The sequence below is a fragment of the Brevibacillus borstelensis genome (assembly GCF_036700025.1).
Taxonomy (GTDB): Bacteria; Bacillota; Bacilli; order Brevibacillales; family Brevibacillaceae; genus Brevibacillus; species Brevibacillus borstelensis.
In genome coordinates this window covers 1,415,474-1,435,295 of record NZ_CP144922.1, presented here as the reverse complement: position 1 = coordinate 1,435,295, position 19,822 = coordinate 1,415,474, and the positions used below count along the sequence as shown (strand labels likewise).

The 19,822-nt window shown below is 53.4% G+C and carries 19 protein-coding genes and 1 pseudogene; 10 read left to right on the top strand and 10 right to left on the bottom strand.

Annotated elements, in window-relative coordinates; all coding sequences use genetic code 11:
* The first annotated feature begins 80 nt into the window (after positions 1-80).
* Positions 81-596 carry a phosphatidylglycerophosphatase A family protein gene (locus V5G20_RS06630; protein ID WP_003389724.1) on the top strand — a complete coding sequence of 172 codons (516 nt, stop codon included), beginning with the start codon at positions 81-83 and terminating at the stop codon, positions 594-596.
* A gap of 21 nt (positions 597-617) precedes the next feature.
* On the opposite strand, the gene V5G20_RS06625 is transcribed toward V5G20_RS06630, so the two are convergent.
* From V5G20_RS06625 to hepT, 3 genes are all read right to left on the bottom strand, one after another.
* On the bottom strand, positions 618-1,397 hold the full coding sequence (locus V5G20_RS06625; protein ID WP_171506374.1) for a TIGR01457 family HAD-type hydrolase: 780 nt from the start codon (positions 1,395-1,397) through the stop codon (positions 618-620).
* 71 nt (positions 1,398-1,468) lie between these two features.
* Positions 1,469-2,104, bottom strand: coding sequence for a helix-turn-helix transcriptional regulator (locus V5G20_RS06620; protein ID WP_003389726.1), 636 nt, complete (start codon positions 2,102-2,104; stop codon positions 1,469-1,471).
* Between the two features lie 89 nt (positions 2,105-2,193).
* Entirely contained in the window at positions 2,194-2,628 is a 435-nt protein-coding gene (hepT, locus tag V5G20_RS06615) for a type VII toxin-antitoxin system HepT family RNase toxin (RefSeq protein WP_243013796.1), read from the bottom strand.
* Positions 2,629-2,961: 333 nt separating this feature from the next.
* Here hepT and glpX point away from each other — a divergent pair, with 333 nt between their 5' ends.
* The 3 genes from glpX (at position 2,962) to V5G20_RS06600 (ending at position 5,626) form a co-directional block, all read left to right on the top strand.
* Positions 2,962-3,936 (top strand): class II fructose-bisphosphatase, encoded by a 975-nt coding sequence (glpX, locus tag V5G20_RS06610; protein ID WP_003389729.1) that lies wholly within the window; start codon positions 2,962-2,964, stop codon positions 3,934-3,936.
* A gap of 10 nt (positions 3,937-3,946) precedes the next feature.
* Positions 3,947-4,243, top strand: coding sequence for a DUF3055 domain-containing protein (locus V5G20_RS06605; RefSeq protein ID WP_003389730.1), 297 nt, complete (start codon positions 3,947-3,949; stop codon positions 4,241-4,243).
* 216 nt (positions 4,244-4,459) lie between these two features.
* Complete coding sequence (locus tag V5G20_RS06600; protein ID WP_003389731.1) at positions 4,460-5,626, top strand: dicarboxylate/amino acid:cation symporter; 1,167 nt, start codon at positions 4,460-4,462, stop codon at positions 5,624-5,626.
* A 128-nt stretch (positions 5,627-5,754) separates the two neighbouring features.
* Here V5G20_RS06600 and V5G20_RS06595 read toward each other — a convergent pair.
* A pseudogene (locus tag V5G20_RS06595) lies at positions 5,755-6,388 on the bottom strand (nitroreductase family protein).
* A gap of 579 nt (positions 6,389-6,967) precedes the next feature.
* Between V5G20_RS06595 and V5G20_RS06590 the strand changes: the two are divergent.
* A complete protein-coding gene (locus V5G20_RS06590; protein WP_122958458.1) occupies positions 6,968-7,279 on the top strand; it encodes a hypothetical protein in 312 nt (103 codons plus the stop codon).
* 98 nt (positions 7,280-7,377) lie between these two features.
* Here V5G20_RS06590 and V5G20_RS06585 read toward each other — a convergent pair whose 3' ends face one another.
* The gene (locus V5G20_RS06585) at positions 7,378-7,974 is read right to left on the bottom strand and encodes a YutD family protein (RefSeq protein ID WP_003392309.1); all 597 of its coding nucleotides are present in this window, start codon (positions 7,972-7,974) and stop codon (positions 7,378-7,380) included.
* 114 nt (positions 7,975-8,088) lie between these two features.
* Here V5G20_RS06585 and V5G20_RS06580 point away from each other — a divergent pair, with 114 nt between their 5' ends.
* Positions 8,089-9,126, top strand: coding sequence for a YhcN/YlaJ family sporulation lipoprotein (locus V5G20_RS06580; RefSeq protein WP_327985976.1), 1,038 nt, complete (start codon positions 8,089-8,091; stop codon positions 9,124-9,126).
* Between the two features lie 38 nt (positions 9,127-9,164).
* Here V5G20_RS06580 and lipA read toward each other — a convergent pair whose 3' ends face one another.
* On the bottom strand, positions 9,165-10,052 hold the full coding sequence (gene lipA / locus V5G20_RS06575) for a lipoyl synthase (protein ID WP_024983080.1): 888 nt from the start codon (positions 10,050-10,052) through the stop codon (positions 9,165-9,167).
* 169 nt (positions 10,053-10,221) lie between these two features.
* On the opposite strand from lipA, the gene V5G20_RS06570 reads away from it, so the two are divergent.
* The gene (locus V5G20_RS06570; protein WP_003392315.1) at positions 10,222-11,424 is read left to right on the top strand and encodes a TIGR00300 family protein; all 1,203 of its coding nucleotides are present in this window, start codon (positions 10,222-10,224) and stop codon (positions 11,422-11,424) included.
* Positions 11,425-11,497: 73 nt separating this feature from the next.
* Here V5G20_RS06570 and V5G20_RS06565 read toward each other — a convergent pair whose 3' ends face one another.
* Positions 11,498-13,717 (bottom strand): ATP-binding protein, encoded by a 2,220-nt coding sequence (locus V5G20_RS06565; protein WP_227277507.1) that lies wholly within the window; start codon positions 13,715-13,717, stop codon positions 11,498-11,500.
* Positions 13,714-14,847, bottom strand: a complete 1,134-nt coding sequence (locus V5G20_RS06560; protein ID WP_243013790.1) for a metallophosphoesterase family protein — start codon at positions 14,845-14,847, stop codon at positions 13,714-13,716. The genes V5G20_RS06565 and V5G20_RS06560 overlap by 4 nt, the downstream gene beginning before the upstream one ends.
* A gap of 137 nt (positions 14,848-14,984) precedes the next feature.
* Between V5G20_RS06560 and V5G20_RS06555 the strand changes: the two genes are divergently transcribed.
* Positions 14,985-15,914, top strand: coding sequence for a LarC family nickel insertion protein (locus V5G20_RS06555; RefSeq protein ID WP_024983076.1), 930 nt, complete (start codon positions 14,985-14,987; stop codon positions 15,912-15,914).
* 123 nt (positions 15,915-16,037) lie between these two features.
* Here the strand turns inward: V5G20_RS06555 and V5G20_RS06550 are convergent, their stop codons facing one another.
* Entirely contained in the window at positions 16,038-16,595 is a 558-nt protein-coding gene (locus V5G20_RS06550; RefSeq protein WP_003392322.1) for a DJ-1/PfpI family protein, read from the bottom strand.
* Between the two features lie 92 nt (positions 16,596-16,687).
* A complete protein-coding gene (gene larC / locus V5G20_RS06545) occupies positions 16,688-17,821 on the bottom strand; it encodes a nickel insertion protein (protein ID WP_338463281.1) in 1,134 nt (377 codons plus the stop codon).
* A gap of 151 nt (positions 17,822-17,972) precedes the next feature.
* On the opposite strand from larC, the gene V5G20_RS06540 reads away from it, so the two are divergent.
* Positions 17,973-19,007, top strand: coding sequence for a M23 family metallopeptidase (locus V5G20_RS06540; RefSeq protein ID WP_003392327.1), 1,035 nt, complete (start codon positions 17,973-17,975; stop codon positions 19,005-19,007).
* A 185-nt stretch (positions 19,008-19,192) separates the two neighbouring features.
* A complete protein-coding gene (locus V5G20_RS06535) occupies positions 19,193-19,819 on the top strand; it encodes a TetR/AcrR family transcriptional regulator (protein ID WP_024983074.1) in 627 nt (208 codons plus the stop codon).
* The last annotated feature ends 3 nt before the right edge of the window (positions 19,820-19,822 follow it).

Here is a 19,822-nt window from a genome sequence, read left to right as displayed (position 1 = left end):
TCAGAACACCGGGATAGGTGCCTACTTCCTTGTAAATACTACCTTCGTGCCACGAATAAGCGTGCGAGGAGGTCCGGTTGATGAAAGAATACAGTCCGCTCAACAGCATGACCTGCTATGAAGTCACGCTGGAGCTGTTGAAGCAGCGAGGAGTACAGGTGGATGATATCGCAGAAATCGTGTTGTTCCTGCAAAAGGACTACTTCCCTCATCTGACCTTGGAAGCTTGCAGAGAAAGCGTAGCCGCCGTCCTGAGAAAACGCGAGGTGCAAAATGCGCTGATGACCGGGATTCAATTGGACATGCTTGCGGAAAAAAAGCAGCTTCTTTCCCCGCTTCAAGAAATTATCGAAACTGATGAATCCCTTTACGGCATCGACGAGGTGATGGCGCTGGCCATCGTCAATCTGTACGGCAGCATCGGATTTACCAACTACGGCTATGTAGACAAACTGAAGTACGGGAAACTGAAGCAGTTAAACGACAAAAGCTTTGGTGTCCATACCTTTTTAGACGATCTGGTAGGCGCAGTCGCAGCGGCAGCCTCCAGCCGCATTGCCCATCGGCAAAAACAGGAGGAAGAGTCCTGTCTATGAGGCTGCGACTCTGCGAATGATCTACGAGGAGATGCGGCGAAGCCACTCCGACAAATCGGCTGCCGAATGCGTGGGACGATTGGGATGGTTCTGCGCATCCTCTGCACTGGAAAAACCGGTCAGGACGTGAAGCGTATCGATCCCGCTTCCGGCCCCTGCATCGATGTCGGTAAAGAGGTTGTCACCGACGATCAGGGTCTCCTCCGCTGCTGTTCCCAGCATATCCAGGGCAAGGCGGACAATGATCGGCTCCGGTTTCCCAATCACAATCGGCTCCTTTCCGGAAGCGACGGAAACAGCGGCTACCAGTGAACCGTTCCCGGGAAACAGTCCATTTTCCGAAGGCAGGGCCGCATCTCTATTCGTTGCAATAAACGTAGCCCCGTCGCGGATAGCACGTGCGGCGACTGTCAGTTTTTCATAGGTAAAGGCCCGGTCAATTCCGACGATGACGTAATGCGGCTTTTCCTCTGTCAAGACGAAGCCCTGACGCGTCAACTCCGTTCGCAAGCCTTCCTCGCCGATGACGCAGACCGGCGTGCCCGGTGAGGCATGTTCTGCCAGAAAATGAGCCGTTGCCATGGCAGAGGTATACACATCATCTGCCGCTGCGGCAATTCCCATGGCCTGCAGACGCGAAGCTACATGCTCCGATGTGGCAGCCGAGTTGTTGGTCAGAAAAAGGTACGGCACTTTCGCCTTACGCAGATGCAAAATGAATTCTGCTGCACCGGGTATGACTTCCTTGCCCCGGTAAATGGTTCCGTCAAGATCAAGCAAGTAGCCTCGGTATGTCTTCACAAAATATCCTCCTCTATGCAAGAAAATCCACCCGAAACCGAGTGGATGATTGTCGTTGTTGTTTTCCGAGATTATGCTTTGTTCGCTTCGCGAATCTCAAACACGCATTTCTCCCCGCCTTTGGCCATGCAGGTGGTCTGTTCGACATCTGCCTTCAAAACCCGGCGGAACAAAGAGAGCTCACAGCTGCAAGCCTGGTTGAATTCACGGGCTACCTGTGAAATGGGGCAGTTGAACTCGCGGATGCGATAATGCCCTTCCTCATCCGCCTTTTCCCATTCTACCATGTATCCTTTTTCGTTTTGCAGCTCAGCCAGCTTGGCCACTCTCTCTTCCAGGCTCCCCTGGACGTGGTTGCGATACGCCTCCTCCAGTCGGTTTTCACGACGGCGGAACAGCATTTCTACTTTTCCATTTCCATCTATATCCTGCAAATCGCGCAAGAAATCCAAGGTAAGATGGGAATAATTGCGCGGAAACAGCTCATCAGCCTCTTGCGACAGGGAATACACATTCGTCGGGCGTCCCATAGCCTGCCGAACCAACGTCGACTTGATCAGGTTATCCCGCTCTAGGGTGTTCAGGTGGCGCCGTACGGCCATCTCCGTAATCCCCAGATCTACGGCCATGTCACTGACAGAAAGCGACCCCTTCACCTTTAGCATACTCAAAATCTGGTCGCGGGTAGATGTGTTTTCGGTACTCATTGTATCACCGCCCTTTCCTCCATTGTACCGAACTTAGCCACTTTAGTAAACAAAAGAAATCGTTTTGTATATAAAATCCACGAGCGCCCTTAAAACAGCTCTTTTTCCAAATAGGCCCGGACTGCCGGCTCAAATTGCCGCAGCACAGGCAAACCATTTGCGGCCAGTGGAATCATCGCTTCGTGTGGAATCTTTGCGTATTCATTGACCAAAAACTTGCGGAATTCGACTATCTCAGTCAAAACGCGCGCCTGCTCGTCACTGATGACCTGCTCGTCCCGCAGAATCTCTACAATATCCGCATAGCTCCCCGGATCGCGCATAATAAATCCGTCAATCAGCGCATTGCCGACGTCCAGGATCGCTTCAATGGACAGATGCAGGGCTCTTTCCATCGCTGCAACCGCCACCCTGTCTTCAAGCAAAGCATCTTGCCTGCGAGATGCCAATGTTTCCAGGAGCGCGAGCATTTGCGACATATACCCCAATACCTCATCGATCCGCTTTGTATTTACGTCGTACATGACAATCCCCCTCATGCGATACTGCCTCTCTTCCGATATTTGCGCAAAGCCAACCCGGGTAAACTGGGAATAACTAGTGAGGAAGAGGCATCATTTTCTGCGAATGGTTATTTGTTCCGTTTTTTGCGCTTTGCGTACCATATCGTAATGACAAAAGTAAGGAGTAAAACAACCAGAACCAATTCCCCTTCCTGCAAGTAGGAATTGCTCATTCGACTCACCTCTTTTCATCCAACAGTATACCAAAATTGTACGTGCTGTCACGAAAACCTGTGGTTTTTTGTGTTACAATGAGTTTTGAGTTTTTTGCGGCACAAGGAGGAGCTTGAAACAGTGGAACGCGAACTGGCATTGGAAGTCGTACGTGTAACGGAAATGGCAGCCCTGGCATCTTCCCATTGGTTGGGACGCGGCAAGAAAAACGAAGCGGACGGAGCCGCTACCAACGCCATGCGGACGATGTTTGACACCATCAATATGCGGGGAACGGTCGTCATCGGCGAAGGCGAGCTGGATGAGGCCCCGATGCTGTACATCGGCGAAAAGCTGGGCCATGCCGAATCAACGGGCCCAGAGGTAGACGTGGCGGTAGACCCGCTGGAGGGTACGACCATCGTCGCCAAAGGCCACAACAACGCGATGTCGGTCGTTGCGATCGGAGACAGAGGCACGCTTCTGCACGCGCCGGACATGTACATGATGAAAATGGCCGTAGGCAAAAGAGCCGCAGGCAAAATTCATCTCAACGACCCTGTAGAAAAGATGATCGAAGTCGTCGCTCAGGCAAACGGCAAACGAATCCAGGATGTTACCGTCATCATCCAGGAGCGGGAGCGGCATCAGGAAATCATCAACGCTGTAAGGGAAAAAGGGGCTCGCGTCAAGCTGTTTGGCGACGGCGATGTCGGTGCGGCTATCGCAGCCTGCATGCCGCAAACGGGTATCGATCTCTTCCTCGGGATCGGCGGTGCTCCGGAGGGCGTTATCAGCGCGGCTGCGATCAAATGCCTGGATGGGGATATGCAAGCACAGCTGCGGCCTCAAAACGAGGCCGAACGCCAGCGATGCATCAAAATGGGGCTCAAGGACCCCGAGCAGCTGCTTACCCTGAGCGATCTCGTCAAGGGGGACGACGCGATCTTCGCTGCGACGGGCGTTTCGGACGGCGAGCTCTTGAAGGGCGTCCGCTACCTGGGTGATGACCTGGTAGAAACCGATTCGATCGTAATGCGTGCCAAAACGAAAACCATCCGGTTCGTTCGGGCATTGCACAATCTCACCCAAAAACAATATCTTATCGGGAGGTAGAGGGAAGAACATGTCCAACGATTTGTTTTATCTATACGACGAGTCAGAGGAAACGAAGACCCGGTTCGTCAGCTTTATGGCTGAGTCGACCCGCTTCGATCTGGCCATCATGACGACGAATCGCTTTTACGGAAAAAAGCTGGTCATAAACATACAAAACGGCCGCTCCGCCATCATCGGCAGCGATGACCTGGAGGAAGAGGGCTACTTGGAGTTCGCCTTTAATTTGAATGAAACAGAGGCAGCAGAATTGAAGGCGTTTCTGGAACAGATCATCTACACAGCAGGGGCGGGCGACAGCGACTAAAGACCCTTTGCGAAAAGAAACACAAGAAAACGGTCAATGATCCAAAAGAGCATGCAAAAAAAAGCATGTTCTTTTTATTTGCACTAAATATTTTAAATATTATTATTTTTCCTGTTTATACTGACATCAACATCTGTTTATGTTACTTTTGCTTTAATCCATTCCACGCGGATATGTGTTCACCTTAAACAAACAGTTCTACAGGGGGTTTACGCCATGAAAAGGTTGGGCCTGTTGCCCAAGGTTATTATCGCAATTATTTTGGGGATTCTGATCGGCTCCATTTCACCGGAGGCAGTCATTAAGGCATTGGCTACATACAGCGGGCTTTTTGGCAATTTTCTTGGTTTTGCCATCCCGTTGATCATCATTGGTTTCATCGCGCCGGGTATTGGCGAGCTCGGCAAAGGAGCCGGGAAGCTCCTCGGATTGACGACCGCTGTCGCGTACGGTTCCACCATTATTGCCGGCACAATCGCCTATCTTGTAAGTTCCGGGCTGTTCCCCAACATTCTGGAGGTTGGAGGATTGACCAAAACGTTTGCCAATCCGGAAGAAGCGCTTGTCCAGCCTTACTTTTCCGTGGATATGCCTCCGATCATGGGCGTTATGACCGCACTTTTGCTGGCATTTACCCTTGGCTTGGGCGCTTCCGTGATCAAGGGAGACTCGCTCCAGCGGGTCATGGTTGACTTGAGGGAGATCGTGGAGAAAATGATCTCTTCGGTGATCATTCCGCTGCTGCCTTACCACATCTTGTCCGTTTTTGCGAACCTCACTTATGGCGGGCAGGTCAGTATGATCCTGTCTGTATTCGCCAAGGTGTTTGTGATTATTATCGCGATGCATTTGCTTTACCTGGTCATCCAGTACATTGTAGCCGGACAGTTCGGACGGAAAAATCCGTTTGTTCTTTTGAAGAACATGATGCCGGCTTACTTTACCGCGATCGGGACACAGTCTTCTGCAGCCACCATCCCGGTAACCCTGCGTCAAACAAAGGAAAACAAAGTCACGGATAAAATTGCCGACTTCGTAATCCCGCTGTGTGCGACCATTCACCTGTCGGGCAGCACCATTACCCTGGTTTCCTGTTCTATGGCAGTCATGATGCTGAACGGCATGTCCACATCTTTCTCAGTCATGTTTCCGTTTATTCTCATGCTCGGTATCACGATGGTTGCCGCCCCGGGCGTTCCCGGCGGTGCGGTCATGGCAGCGCTCGGTCTCCTGGAATCGATGCTCGGCTTCAGCACCACGCTCACGTCCTTGATGATAGCCCTGTACATCGCTCAGGACAGCTTCGGTACAGCCTGCAACGTGACAGGAGACGGCGCAATTGCAGTCATTACAGACGGATTGAGCAAGTCCAAAGCAGCGTAAAGCTGGCTGGATGAGCTATTTCAGAACGATTGAAAAAACGCAAAAAAAGAAACTGCACCCATTTGTCAGCGATTGCGAACATATGGGGTGCAGTTTTTCTATGAATGAACGTTTTCTGTGGCTGCATTTTACTTCGGGCTTTCGTCGTAGGTGACAAACTCTCCTACCGGCTTGCGATAGCCCCTCGGTCTCTGGCTGGAAGTATCCTCTTTTCCGAGTGCAATCAGCATGACCGGCACGTAGCGTTCGGGAATGTCGAGGGCCTCTCGGAGCGCCTCGGGGTCAAAACCGATCATCGGGCAGGTATCCCAGCCTTTTTCCTTGGCGACCAGCATCAATTGCATGGCAGACAAGCTGGCATTGCGGATGGCCTCTTCTCTCGCGAATACCTCTCCGCGATCCAGATAAAACTGAACAGTTTCCCTGACCATTTGATCATACTCCTGTTGGTTGTATACGCCGAGATGCAGAAGTCCTTCATAAATCCGCCCCGCCTGCTCATAAGCCAGCGTATCTCCCAGAACGACAATTGCCGCTGATGCGGTTTGAACCTTGTACTGCCGGTAAGCGGCCTCATAGACCTTTTCCTTCAAATGCGGGTCCGTTACCACAATGTAATGGGCATGCTGCAGGTTGAATGCGGAAGGAGCATACTTTACAAGAGCAAAAATGTCATCCAGTTCTCCTTTTTGAAATCTCCTGCCCTTTTATAAATTTGCTGGCAGAGCGTCGTTCCTTTATAACCGAAACCAGGTACTTCATCGTTCTCTCTCCTCTGCTTTTCCCCGAAGACGAACTATGTACGAAATGTAATCAGCACTACTGACTATGTCCCTGGGATTTTGAATGCGTTTTTAAGTTACTAAAAGTAAGTATATATAATTATGGTAGATAAGTAAAGCAGTTTCCGTATCTACTCCCTTTTATTTACGAAGATGGAAACATTTTTCCGACTTTTTCGTCTTATTCTATACAGACCGGTAAAGGAGGAATCTCTCTTGCCAATGTGGGCCTTTTTGCTGTATCTTTTTGCAGGATTCATGGTTTTCGGGATTGTTTATGATCTGACAATAAACAAGAAGCGGAGAAGCGAACGTCTGTCGGAGAGCGTAAAACATGAGGGACCCGCAAATATCGTTTACAAGGAACAGTTTTTAGACGAGCAGCGAAATCACATCCACGATAGATTCCCTTAACATTCGATACTTATTGATCCCCAGTCCTTTCGGCACTGGGGTTTTTTCCGCCCATTTCTGTCGGACAATGCTCCGACAGGGCGAATACCCCGTATACTGCTACTGGAAAACAGATAGAAACCTTGAGAGGAGTGTCATTCGCACCATGCAACCGTATTACCAGCAGCCAATTGATCCTTCGACCGGTTATCCTTCTGCCGGTTATCCCTCTGCCGGCTATCCCTCTGCCGGTTATCCCTCCCACAATTATCAAGCGTATCTGGAGGAGTATGCTTATCCTGTTCAATGGAGAAGACGCAGGAGACCTCGAATAGACTTTGTTTTTCCGTTTGTCTTTCCGTTTCATTTTGGATTCCGCCAGCCCTTCTATCCATACTATCCTCCGTTTCCTTCCCCCTACCCGTACTATTATCCGTATGGCTACTGGCCGGTTTCCGGAGTGGAAGAATCTCAATGACATAGAAACAAAAAAGCGGTCTGAAATAACTGATGGAAAACGTAAAAAAGGCATCTGCCCTTTTCAGGAGGCAGTGCCTTTTTCTTCTTTTTCACGCATTATTCTTTTTTAGGCTGGCCCTGCCCGGTTGGGACTTTGTCCCGCTCCCGATTTGGGCGGCCTTGACTTTGCTTTTGGCGATCCTTTCCACCGTCTCGTGCGTTCTTATCCGATCTGTATTTAGGCTTGTCTCCCCGTTCTTTGCGCTCTCCCGCTCCCTGCCCCTGATTGCGGTCATTTCGCTCTGCGCGGTGCTGCCTGGGATGAACGCGCTTGCGCTCTTTGCGCTCTACAAAGATCTCATCGTCCACTTGACTTTCCCTCGCGGTATCCCCGCTGAGGTCATCGCGATCATCTGCTTGCTGATCAGATGTATATGGAGTAGCTTTCACCTTTTTCAGGACAAAATAGGGACAGCCGAAATTACAAAACTCATGCAAATACTCGTCCAGAGCGGAAATTCGCTGCTCAAACGGCACTTTCCGGTTGGTGCTTTCGTAAAAACCACGTAAGCGGAGCTGGCCGTAACCCCAATCGCCCACAATATAATCGTACTTGTCAAGAATGTCGCTGTAGCGCTCTTTAAACGCTTCCGAATTCCAACCGTCGCGATTGTCTTCCATGACCTCATAAGTGCCTGCTTGGGTGCGAATCAAGGCCGCTTCCTCCTTACCAATGCATACTACGTCCATCTTACCACATTTTTTGCAGAGAGAGATAAAATTCCCACGAAAACGAGACCAGCTCCGAGGACACCCTAGCTGTAGGGGGTGGAACCATTGAATAAAAAAACTTGGTTGCTTCAAGCAGTTGCAGGTATTGCTCTGTTGACTTCCGCATGTGCGAACAACGCTGCGCCTGACGCCAATCGTCCTAACGGCACTACGGTCAATCAAGCCGCTCCGCGTCTTTTCAATGCTGACAAAGCGGGTGTCTACAACAATGCACCCGGGTTGCCGGACAATGCTAGAACAAACTTTCCGTATACTAACGCCAACCGTTCTGCTGGTATTGCCGGGACCGGGTTCGGCACGGCCGGAACCGGAAACGGTACTGCCGGAACCGGGTTCGGGGCTGCCGGAACCGGAACTGGATTCGGTACCATGAACGGGACCGCCGGGACAACCCGAGGCACTGTCTTTGGGGATACTGGCTACAACGGCGGCATCAACAGCTACAACGCCTTTACGGACAATGGCATGCGCCCTCTGAATCGCGCCGGTACCAACAACCAGTCGATTTACCGTACCAATCAAGGTGCTGGTACAATGGCGACCAACACGATGCCGCACATGGGTTATGCCCAGGCACATCGCGCTGACATGCAAGCTGCCGGTGTTGGCGGTGCGAATGGCACAGGCTTTGGCGGTGGTGCCAATAACGTCTTCGTGGATCGCGATGCACTGGCCCGTGCAGTGGGCAATGTGACTGTCAGCTGCCCTGGGGTAGATCGTTCCACCGTCCTGGTGACAGACGAAGAAGTATTCGTCGGTCTCAATACGCAAGGCCCGGATGGACGGACAGCAAAGGATCAGGCGAGAATGAACGCGATGTCGGTTTCTCCTCGTTACTACAAAGTGTACGTAACGGACAACCAACAAGACATTGACGAGATTTCCCGAATTGCGAGCCGCACTTCCAACGGCCCGGTTACGAGGGCTGAAGACACTCGTCAAATCGACGCCTTGATCAAGCGGATGGGCGGAACAGTGGACGGCGAAGAAATGCGCACAAAAGGGTCAACGATGACGACCGAAAACAATCGTACCAACAAAGCAAAACAAGGTATGGGAACCTCCTCCCGATAAATGCGTAAAACCCCTATGCTCGCATAGGGGTTCTTTTATCATTGCGCTTGTGCAATTGTCGCTTTGGCTGCATTCGCCTGTTCATGAGCATGGTAGGAGCTGCGTACCAGCGGCCCTGCTTCCACATGGGAAAATCCGCGACGCATGCCCTCCTCTTTCAAGCGGACGAACTCGTCAGGGTGGTAGTACTTTTCAACAGAAAGGTGCTTTTTGGTCGGCTGCAGGTATTGACCGATCGTCATGATGTTGACATCGACGCTGCGCAGGTCATCCATCGTCTCTATGATTTCTTCGAACGTTTCGCCTACACCGATCATCAGGCTGGACTTGGTCGGAATGTCAGGCTGAAATTCCTTTGCCTTTTTCAAAAGCTCCAGCGTACGGTCGTACTTCGCCCGGGCTCTGACTCGGTCGGACATGCGGCGAACTGCCTCAATGTTGTGGTTCAGGACGTCCGGACGGGCATCCATCACTACCTTGAGCGCATCCCAGTTCCCCATAAAATCAGGGATCAGCACTTCTACGGTAGCAAGTGGCAAGCGCCGGCGAATAGCGCGAATCGTTTCTGCAAAAACAGTTGCTCCTCCGTCTGCCAGGTCGTCACGGGCAACAGAAGTTACGACGACATGCTTCAAGCCCATTTGCTCCGAGGCCTCCGCAACGCGTTCCGGTTCTGCCAGATCAAGCTCAGTGGGCAGCCCCGTTTTTACCGCACAGAATCGACAAGCACGCGTACATATATCGCCCAAAATCATAAAAGTGGCGGTTCGATTGGCCCAGCACTCGTGGATGTTGGGGCATTTCGCCTCTTCACATACTGTATGTAGCGTCTGACTGCGCATCGTTTGCTTTAATTCTCTGAAGTTGGCCAGTTCTTTTCCTGATACAAGGTTGATCTTGAGCCACTCCGGCTTGCGTTGCGACATTAGGGCTCACTCCTCATTGGACTTGGGTCTCTCCATTCATTATAGAGTTTGCTCTGGAATGGGGCAACACCTGTATAATTATCCGTTTATCAGCATCCTCTTTTAGCCGGTCCCTCCAACCGATATACTAAGAAGAACCAATACTGACAACAATGGGGAGGGAGCAACCATGGAACGTGTCATCGAGGTGCGCGGACACATTATCCGCGATAACATTCTCAAGCAAATCGACGCTTCTGTCGTACAGTACAACGGGCGTTACCGCGTTTTGGAATTATCCGTAGGCGATCAGGTAGACGACGAATCAGTCGCTAAGATCGCTCTTAACCTGCCGGAAGACAAGCTCGAGCTGATTTTAAACGAGCTGATCAACCTCGGCTGTACGATTCCTACCGGGGAAGAGGCTCCAACGATCAAACTGGCGGAAAAGGACAAGGTGGTGCCTGACGATTTTTACTCTACCACCAATCATGCCACCGAAGTGTTTCTGAACGGCAAATGGGTCCGGGCCAAGCATCAGCGGATGGATGCCTGTCTTGTGGTCAAGGGCGAAGAGGTTCAGTGCGTCAAGCTGCGCGATATTAAAAAGGACGATCATGTCATTTGCGGCAGCAACGGAGTTCGTCTCGTCCTGCAACCGACAGAGGAACGCTCCTCCGAATTTTCTTTCATGAACAATGAAGTAAGCTCGGAGCGCCGTGTCGAAGTCATCGTCAAGCAGTTGGCAGAAGAAATGCGGGACATTCGCAAACGCAACGGTCGCATTGTGTTCGTCGCCGGTCCCGTCGTCATTCACACTGGCGGGCAGGAAGCTTTTCAGAACATGATTCGCAAAGGCTATGTAAATGCACTGCTCTCGGGGAATGCACTCGCCGTGCACGATATTGAAAGAGCGCTGTTCGGGACGTCCCTCGGCGTCAACCTGGACACCGGATCAGTGGTCCGCGGCGGGCACAAAAACCACATGCGGGCGATCAATGCGATCAATCGTTCCGGCTCCATCGCGGAAGCGGTAGCGGATCAAACCTTGAAAAGCGGAATCATGTACGAGTGTGTCAAACACCAGGTGCCCTTCGTGCTGGCCGGTTCCATCCGCGATGACGGTCCGCTTCCGGACACCTTGATGGACCTGATCGAAGCGCAGGCCCGATACGCGGATCAGGTCGCCGACGCGGAAATGGTCGTCATGCTGTCTACGATGCTGCATGCGATCGGAACAGGCAATATGATGCCGAGCTGGATCAAAACCGTCTGTGTGGATATCAACCCTGCCGTTGTCACCAAGCTGATGGACCGCGGTTCCGCCCAAACCGTCGGCGTCGTAACCGATGTCGGCTTGTTCCTGACGATGCTGGACAAGGAATTAAACTGAAGTAAAAAAATGTAATACATGTAAAAGCCTCCAGAAAGGACCTTTTCCTGTCTGGAGGCTTTTTGTATCTTTCCTATATTTGCGTCTCGCTGCTGGCCGTTTCCCTCAAGGAATGCAGGCAGTGGCGGTCTGATCCCTGCAGAAGCGGCTGCAACAGCTTGCTCTCCCGATCTGTGCAGGTAAACAAAAAAATCTGATATTCCTCAGCCAGCCGCATGACCGTATGGAGGGCTCGCTCCAGCCTTTCCGGATCGTAATGGACAAAATGGTCGTCCAAAAACAGGGGCAGCGGCTCCGTCTGTTGGCTGACATGCCTGTGAAGCGCCAGTCGCTGGGCAAAGTAAAGCTGGTCCTGCGTTCCCGAAGAGCAGCAATCATGCTCGACAATTCGCTGGTGCGGCTTGTCCCAGACCTTTATGCCAAATTTCTCCTGGGGGTCCAGCCTGACTTCCTCATATTTGCCTCCGGTCATTTGGGCCATGATGTCGGAGGCAATCCGATTGACCGCGGGTGACAGCTCTTTGTTCCATTCGTGTAAAGTCTGCTGCAGCGTATCCCTGGCGAGAGTGAGCGCTTCCCGGTTCAATTGCAGTTGGCGCAGCCCCTCGACCGCCTCCTCGTAATCCCCGCGTACTTTTGCCAGTGAGACTTCATCCTGCTGGCCCAGCTCTCCCGATGCCCTGGCGATGCGCTCCCGAATTGCGAGGAGCTCCCGATCCAGCTCTTTGGCCTCGCGCTCAAGGGTTGTCCGTTCCTGCTCGCGTACTGCCTTTTCTTGTTCCAGCAGTGCCCGCAAAGCTTCTCCCCACTCTTTTATCAGGCGGGCTCTCTCCTCCTGGCGTTTCCACTCTTGCGCTGCCAGACTCGCTTGTCTGTCTTGCACGCGGTTTTTCCGCTCCTCCCTCATGATCAGGAAGGCATCCCAGTCAGCGGCATTCCACTTTTGCAAAAGCTGCTGCAGCTCCTGGTCGCAGCGGGCAGCCTTGTCCTGCCAGGCTTGCCATTCGTGCTCGTTGCCGGCGGAACGATTTTCTCTCTGCCTTGTCTGTCCCCGATTCGCGGCTGCAGCCGCAAGGGCACATGCAGCTGAGATTCCTGCAGCGATCCAGCCGACCGGAGCGTTGCCCGCAAGCAGAAATAATGCGGCGACGACCAGGCTCGCCAGACAGCTTGTCCACCACAGACGGACTTTTCCGGTCCGCTTCTCTTTCCCCCGGCCCACACGGCTCGGAGCGGTCCTAAGCGCCGCTTCAGCCAACCGGTCGGCTTGCTCCTTGTACTCGTCTCGCTCCTTCCGCAATTCCAATGCCTGCCGGTAAGCCGCTTCCAGCTTTTCCAAAGCATCGCTTTCAGGTACGTCCGCATTTCCTTTGTCTTGTTCAGCTTCACCCCAATCCCCCTGGGCAGCCAAAACTGACTGAACCTGGCGATGCAGCGCACGCTCTTCTTCTGTGCGGGCTGTCGCTTCCCACTGCGGCCAGCCTTCCTCATCAGGCTCCCTGTAGCTGTCCTGCCATCTCCTTTGCCAAGCCTGCTCCTCCTTTTGCAGGACGAGAAGCCGCTGCCGCATCCGCTCCCGGGTCCGCTCCATTTCCTGCTTTGCCTTCTCCCAGTGGGCGATCTGCTGCGTCAATGTTTGAACGGCTGCCCAGCCGGCTTCCGCTTCGGCCAGCTCCTGTTCTCTTTGCGCGACCAGCGCTCCTGCCTTGCCAAGCAGCGTATTTTCCGCCCGTTCCTTTTTTCCGATCAGCGTCAATTCCTTGTCCAGGGCTGCCAGCATTCTGTTTACCGCCGGATCAGCTTCGCTCGTGCCAAACAGCGAAGGCAGGAGGTATTCCGAAGCTTCCAGCGGACTTCTCCTGATCCAGGTCAGGTCAGTAAACAAGCTGCGTGTCAAGCCGAGATGGAGCTCAAGAAAGTTTCGTTCTTTGCGCCGGTCTTCCTGGTACAGGTGCGTTACCTCTGTCCAGTCGGGGTCGAGAAAAACCTGAGCCTGTTCCCTTTCCTTTTCCAGACGGCGGTGAAGCCGATAGCGCCTGCCGTCTACCTCGTAGAGAACGCTAAGCTCGTAGCTGCCCGAATGCCACGGGAAGTATTTGTCGTACTCGGGCAAATACCGGGCGGAACGAACATAATCCCGCTTCAGCCCGTACAGCGAAGCAAATATCGCCTGAAGCAGCGTAGATTTTCCCGCTTCGTTGGGAGCGGCAAATACATTCAGTCCCGGGGCGAAGCGAAAATCGGCTCCGCGCCATTTGCCAAAGCCTTTGATCGATAGCTCGTGAATCTTCATCCGATCATTCCTCCGATCCGCTCCAGCGCTATTTTCATGGCCATGCGAGCCACTGCCTGGCGCTGTTCATCGGAAGACGCGGCCGCAGCCGCTTCCTCTTCGGCGAGACGCTGCAGCCAGCGTCCCCAGATGCCGCCCTCGGCGATCAGCTTGCCCGCATCCAGGTCCGGTCTCGTCCGGTCTGCGATGCGGATGGCAAAAAAGCGGGAAAAGCGCTTTTCGAGCACATCTGTAGCTGGCGTAAAATGTACGGGCCTGTTCCCTGTCAAGGTGATGTCCAAAATTTGCCCGTCCTGCACATCGGCCAGCCCGCTTTCCAGTATGTCGGCGACTTGATCGACCGTTTCCGCCCCTTGTATATCGATCTCCCGCCTCACGATCATTCGCGTTTGGACCGGGAGCTCCTCAAGCAATAGCTCGCCCGCTTCATTCAGTTCACCGTACAGGACGTGACGGGGCCCGTTTTCTTTGACAGACAAGCCTTCGGGAGAACCCGGGTATGCGGCAAACGTCCGTCTATGTACCGGATGAGCGAAGCGCGCAGGCTTGTGGATATGTCCGAGCGCAATGTAATCCATTCCCGTTTCTGCGAGCTGCTCTATGGTTACCGGTGCGTACGGATGATGCTCCTCGCCTCCCCCGTTGACCACACTGGCGTGCAAAACCATCAGATGGTGCCGGTAGCCAGGCAGCTTTCCGGGGAATTCCGCCAACGGCGACTCGTACACATGCGGCTGGGGAAAGCCCCATCCGTAGACGACGCAAGACTTTTCGGGAAATTCGAAAGCCCCCCACTCCGGCGTAAACCAGTACACGTTTCCCGGCCACTCCAACGACTGGTAAAAGGAATCGGCCCGCCACGGGTCGTGATTCCCCGGAGCGATACAGACCGGTGTAGGAGCCACGCTGGCAAACAGATCACGCAAAAAAATCGCCGTGGTTCTTCTCCCGCCATGCAGCTCCATGAGGTCACCGGCGATCAGCCAAACATCTGCCCGCTTTTCCAACACGAGATCCCGAACCGTCCGCATCGTCCGCCGAAAGTCGTCCTGCCTCAGCTCATAAGAAACGGACATGGCACGGATCGGCGCGTCCAGGTGGACGTCAGCTGTATGAATAAACGACAACATGAAAACTCACTCCTTGGCATGACAGACTGCTGGAGGAAATGGTACACTTTGGTCAGCAGATTCCCCTGTCTCATACACGAACATATTTTCCCTTTTATGATACAGGAAAAGAGTACCGGATAAAAGGAGCGATTGCTGTGCGTATTGCCTATTTGGACTGTTTTTCGGGAATTAGCGGCGACATGCTGCTCGCTGCACTGGTCGATGCGGGTGCGAACCGCGAAACGATTGAACGTGAACTGCGCAAGCTGCCGCTGGGGAATTTCCGCATGGAGTGGAAGACGGTGGTGAAAAAAGGGGTCAGCTCGCTAAAGCTGGATGTGATCGATGAAGAGCTGGAGAAGCTCAAAGCGCTGAAAACATTGCCGGTGCTAAACGTCGGACATCATCACGATCACTGTCATGACCACGACCATGACCACGACCATCACCACCATCACGGGCACGACCACAGTCATGATCACGGACATCACCACCACGAGCACGATCACAGCCATGATCACGGACATCACCACCACGAGCACGATCACAGCCATGATCACGGACATCATCATCATCACCGCAGGTACAAAGAAATTTCTGCGATGATCGACGAGGCTGACTTCTCACCGCGTGTGACCGCCCGAGCGCAAGCGATCTTCGAGAAAATCGCCATTGCCGAAGCCAAAATTCACAATGTGCCGGTAGATACGGTTCATTTTCATGAAGTAGGGGCGCTGGATTCAATCGTCGACGTCGTCGGCATCGCCCTGGCTTTGGAAGACCTGGACATTGATCAGTTGTACAGCGGCCCTGTTCCGACCGGAAACGGCTACGTCCGCTGTGACCATGGCCTGTACCCGGTCCCTGCACCCGCGACGATGGAAATGCTGAAAGGAATTCCGCTTCGCCAAACAGACATACAAAAAGAGCTGACTACTCCGACCGGAGCAGGGGTTGCGGCCGCCTTGGTCAAGCAGTTCGGGCCGCTTCCGGCGATGACCGTGGACGCCATCGGCTACGGGGCAGGGACCCGCGATCTTCCCGATCAGCCTAACGTACTGCGGGTGCTGGTCGGCACTATGTGATCTCATTTAAGTCCGAGACATCCGGAAGCAAAAAAGCCTTGTCCGCAAAATCAGGACAAGGCTTTTTCATGTCTGCTGCCACTGCTCTGCATGAGGCAGGCCCACGGATGCACAAGCTTCCGATCAAGCCTCGCGGAGCAGGCGCAGGAATTCACGCATGAATCCCGGAAGGTCAGGCCATGCGTGGGCTGACACGAGGTTATTGTGAACGTGCAGAGGTTCCGTGCGATAAATGGCTCCGCACGCTTCTACATCTGGGCGGCATGCCTGGTAGGCAGTCATCTCGCGGTCGCGAACGTGCTCGCCTACGAGCGCCAGCACCTGCGAACCGTGACAAATGGCGGCCACAGGCTTGTTTGCCTCAAAAAAGTGAGTCAGGATCGGTTTCAAATGCTCGTTCAGCCGGATATATTCAGGGGCACGGCCCCCCGGAATGATCAGGCCGTCGTATTCCTCCGGATTTACATCCGCAAAAGCCACATGCGAGGCCAGTTGATAAGCAGGCTTTTCCGTATAGGTTTCACTGTGGGCTTCGAAATCGTGGCAGACCGTGTGCAGCGTCTTTTTGGCAGGCGAAGCGATGACGGCCTCCAGCCCCTCCTCCAGGCAGCGATAATAGGGGTAAAAGATCTCTAAAGCCTCCACCGCGTCACCGGTTACAATCAGCACCTTTTTGCTCATAGTACAGCCTCCCCGCTGGTTTTTTGAGGAAAAAAACCTCTCTCTACCCATTTCTTCACGGACCGATGAACTCCTGCTGGCAGCATCACGCGTCAGCGTACTTTCATCGCAAGGGCAAGCGAAAGCGCCTCTTGATAAACCTGCTTCACCGGGATGCCGGCTTCTTTCGCCAATGTGGCACAAATGGCATACTCCGGTGAACACTGTACCTGTTTTCCGCGGTGCAGCCCGATTTTTACGGGAACCTCGCCCCATTGTGTTTTCACGGTTGCGAACTGTCTTGCCAGCCGATGGCAGGCCACGGGGAAATACCTGATACCGAAGGTGGTTGTCTCCTGAAACAAGACAGATTTAAGTTCTTCCAGTCTGCTCTGGTAGCACAAGACCTGCACCAATACGCCCGGCCTGCTTTTTTTCATCGTAACCGGAAGAAAGTGGACATCGTTGGCTCCCGCCTCAAGCAAACGCTCCATGGCGTGGGCCATCCATTCCGGACTGCTGTCGTCCAGATTGGCCTGCAGGAGGAACATCCCTTCGTCAATATGTTCAACGCCGTGATCGCGGTATTCACGGACCACGGGAATGCCCGTCCGTGATTCTGCACAGCCGGCAGGGTCGTTCATATCGGCAAAGAAGACAGCCACTCCATCTCCGGCCTCCACGCGCTTTATCTTGCCGCTGATCGTCCCGATCGGTTTTGCCCCGGTCTCCTGCAGCCACAGCAGCACAAGCGGAGAAAACTGTTCTGGCGGAATGTGCGGGTCCTCATGTACGTTCCATCCATCCAGCAAGGGCAGAGCGGCTACCGGCAATCTGGCCGGAATCACCAAAGGCTGAACGAGGATTTGCACATTTTTTCTGCACGCTTCCGGCTCTATCACGGTCCATAGCTGTCGCAACGCCTCCGTTTCCTTTTGCCATACGTCGGGTGGGCATGTGGTGCGAAAGTTCTCGGCACGCTGCAAAAAAGCCTCGAAATGCGTCTTATGCGGCTGGACCGCCTGATTTTGATTTGCAGCTCCCGGACGGACCTTCTGGTTTGCAACTCCCAGCCGGGCCTCCTGATTTTCTGCTTCCGCCCGAACCCGTCCTGCAAGTCCGCTGCACGCTGCACCTTCCACCTGCTCCAGAGAATCAATCCCGGCCTTCTCCCACAACCGCAGCAGCGGACCACGCAATTTGTGGAAAAACAGCGGCTGATCGCCTCTTATCATCATCGTCTGCATCCAGTTTCCTCCGTTCTGTCTTCTGATACGATCATACACCAAAACCCGGGGTTGGCCCATTCTGGCTCCCGGGACTGGCAAAAACTATCTCGGATAATCACAGTGTGCTGGCAGAACCTACAAAGGAGAATACTGCTGGAGGGAGACGGGCATGACTACGTTTCGCCTGATGATGCAAATCAGTTTGTGCGTACTCTTAACCTTGTGTTCATGGCCTCCTGTTTCACAGGCAGCTTTGTCCGTCCCGGCGGCTACTTCAGGAGATCCCATCTATCAGGAACGACTGGCGCTGTTTCAGCGCTTTGAATCCGTATACGGCATTCCCTGGTCATATCTGGCGGCGGTGGATCAGTACGAGCGTTCCATCAACAAACGCTCAAGGCAAAAAGACAACCGGCAGCAAGCTCCCCAGCGCTTGACAGCCATTGAGATTCCTCCTGCCTTGTGGGGCGGACCATTGAACCCGGACGACCGGGATGCCACTCCCGCTTCCATCCAATTTTTCGGCGGACTGGGTGTGGATGGAGATGGGGACGGCAGAGCAGACAGGGAAAATGATGTCGACGTGCTGACTACGATGACCCTGTTTCTGTCTCGATACGGCTTTACCCGCGAGGATTGGAAGATCGGGCTCTGGTCGTATTACAAACGCGACAGGGCCGTTAAAACGATCGACCAGTTTGCTTCTGTCTTCGAGAAATTTCAGCGGCTTGATCTGGATGACCACCATTTTCCCATCCCGAAACGCTACACATACAGCTATCGCAGTACATGGGGCGATCCCCGCGGCTGGGGAGGCAGACGTATCCACGAGGGAACGGACATCTTCGCCGGATACGGCACGCCGGTGCTAAGCACAGGCTATGGAGTAATTGAAGTCGTCGGTTGGAACCGCTACGGCGGATGGCGGATCGGCATGCGAGACATCGGCAACGTCTATCACTATTTCGCCCACCTTTCTTCGTTTAAAAAGGGTTTGAAACCGGGCGATATCGTGGAGCCGGGAGAAGTGATCGGGTACGTCGGCAGCTCCGGCTATGGAAAACCTGGCACCTCCGGCAAGTTTCCGCCCCACCTGCACTACGGCATGTACAGTGACACGGGGAGCAATGAGTGGGCGTTCGATCCGTATCCTTACTTGAAGCGATGGGAGCGGCAGATGTACAGCAAAAAGAAAAAGCGGTGAAGATGAGCGCGGGAATTGCTCTCCCGCGTCTTTTGGCTGCTTGCCAGTATGCAGACACAGCTTGTTCGATTGGTTGGTTCCTCCGTTTTCCAAACTTTCCTTTTACCATTGACACGGACATTTCCCCTACATACAATCAAGATAGAAAAACTGGACGTTCGTCCAAAAAAGTTGGTGCATATCTGATGACTCGTTCTCCCCGTGCACAGGCCAAAGCAGAAGCAAAGCGGGCCCATCTGATCGAACAGGCGACTCGATGTCTCGCCGAAAAAGGCTACGCCTCTGTCTCGCTTCGGGATATCGCCCGAGAATCGGGAGTCTCTCTCGGGATATTGCACTATTACTTTGCCAGCAAGGAAGACCTGCTGCTCTCCGTTATTTCCGGTTACAAGGAACGTTTTTTACAAGAGCTGGAGGAAGATCTCATCTTGGGTCCTGTCACCGGGTGGCAGACGCGCCTGTCTTCGCTTTTGCGCAAGGTTATGACAGAAGACCGCAACCTCCACCGTCTCTGGTACGACTTACAGGTGCAGGCCATGTACGTCGACGCCTTCCGCCAGCCTGTCCGAGAGATTCGCGAACGGCTTTACACCCTGATCTCGCGGATGCTGGAAAAACTGCTTTCTGAAAAAGGGCAGAACACCCCGCCGCCATCCCAGGAATGGGTACATCTCCTCTACACTGCGCTGGACGGCATGTTCTTCCAGGCCCTGCTGATGGAACCAGAGCAAGCAGACCGAATGATCGCCAAACTGGACAGCGACTTGTCCCGGCTGCTGGCTATGCTTTTCGACTCCCATAAGACGAGGTGAAGC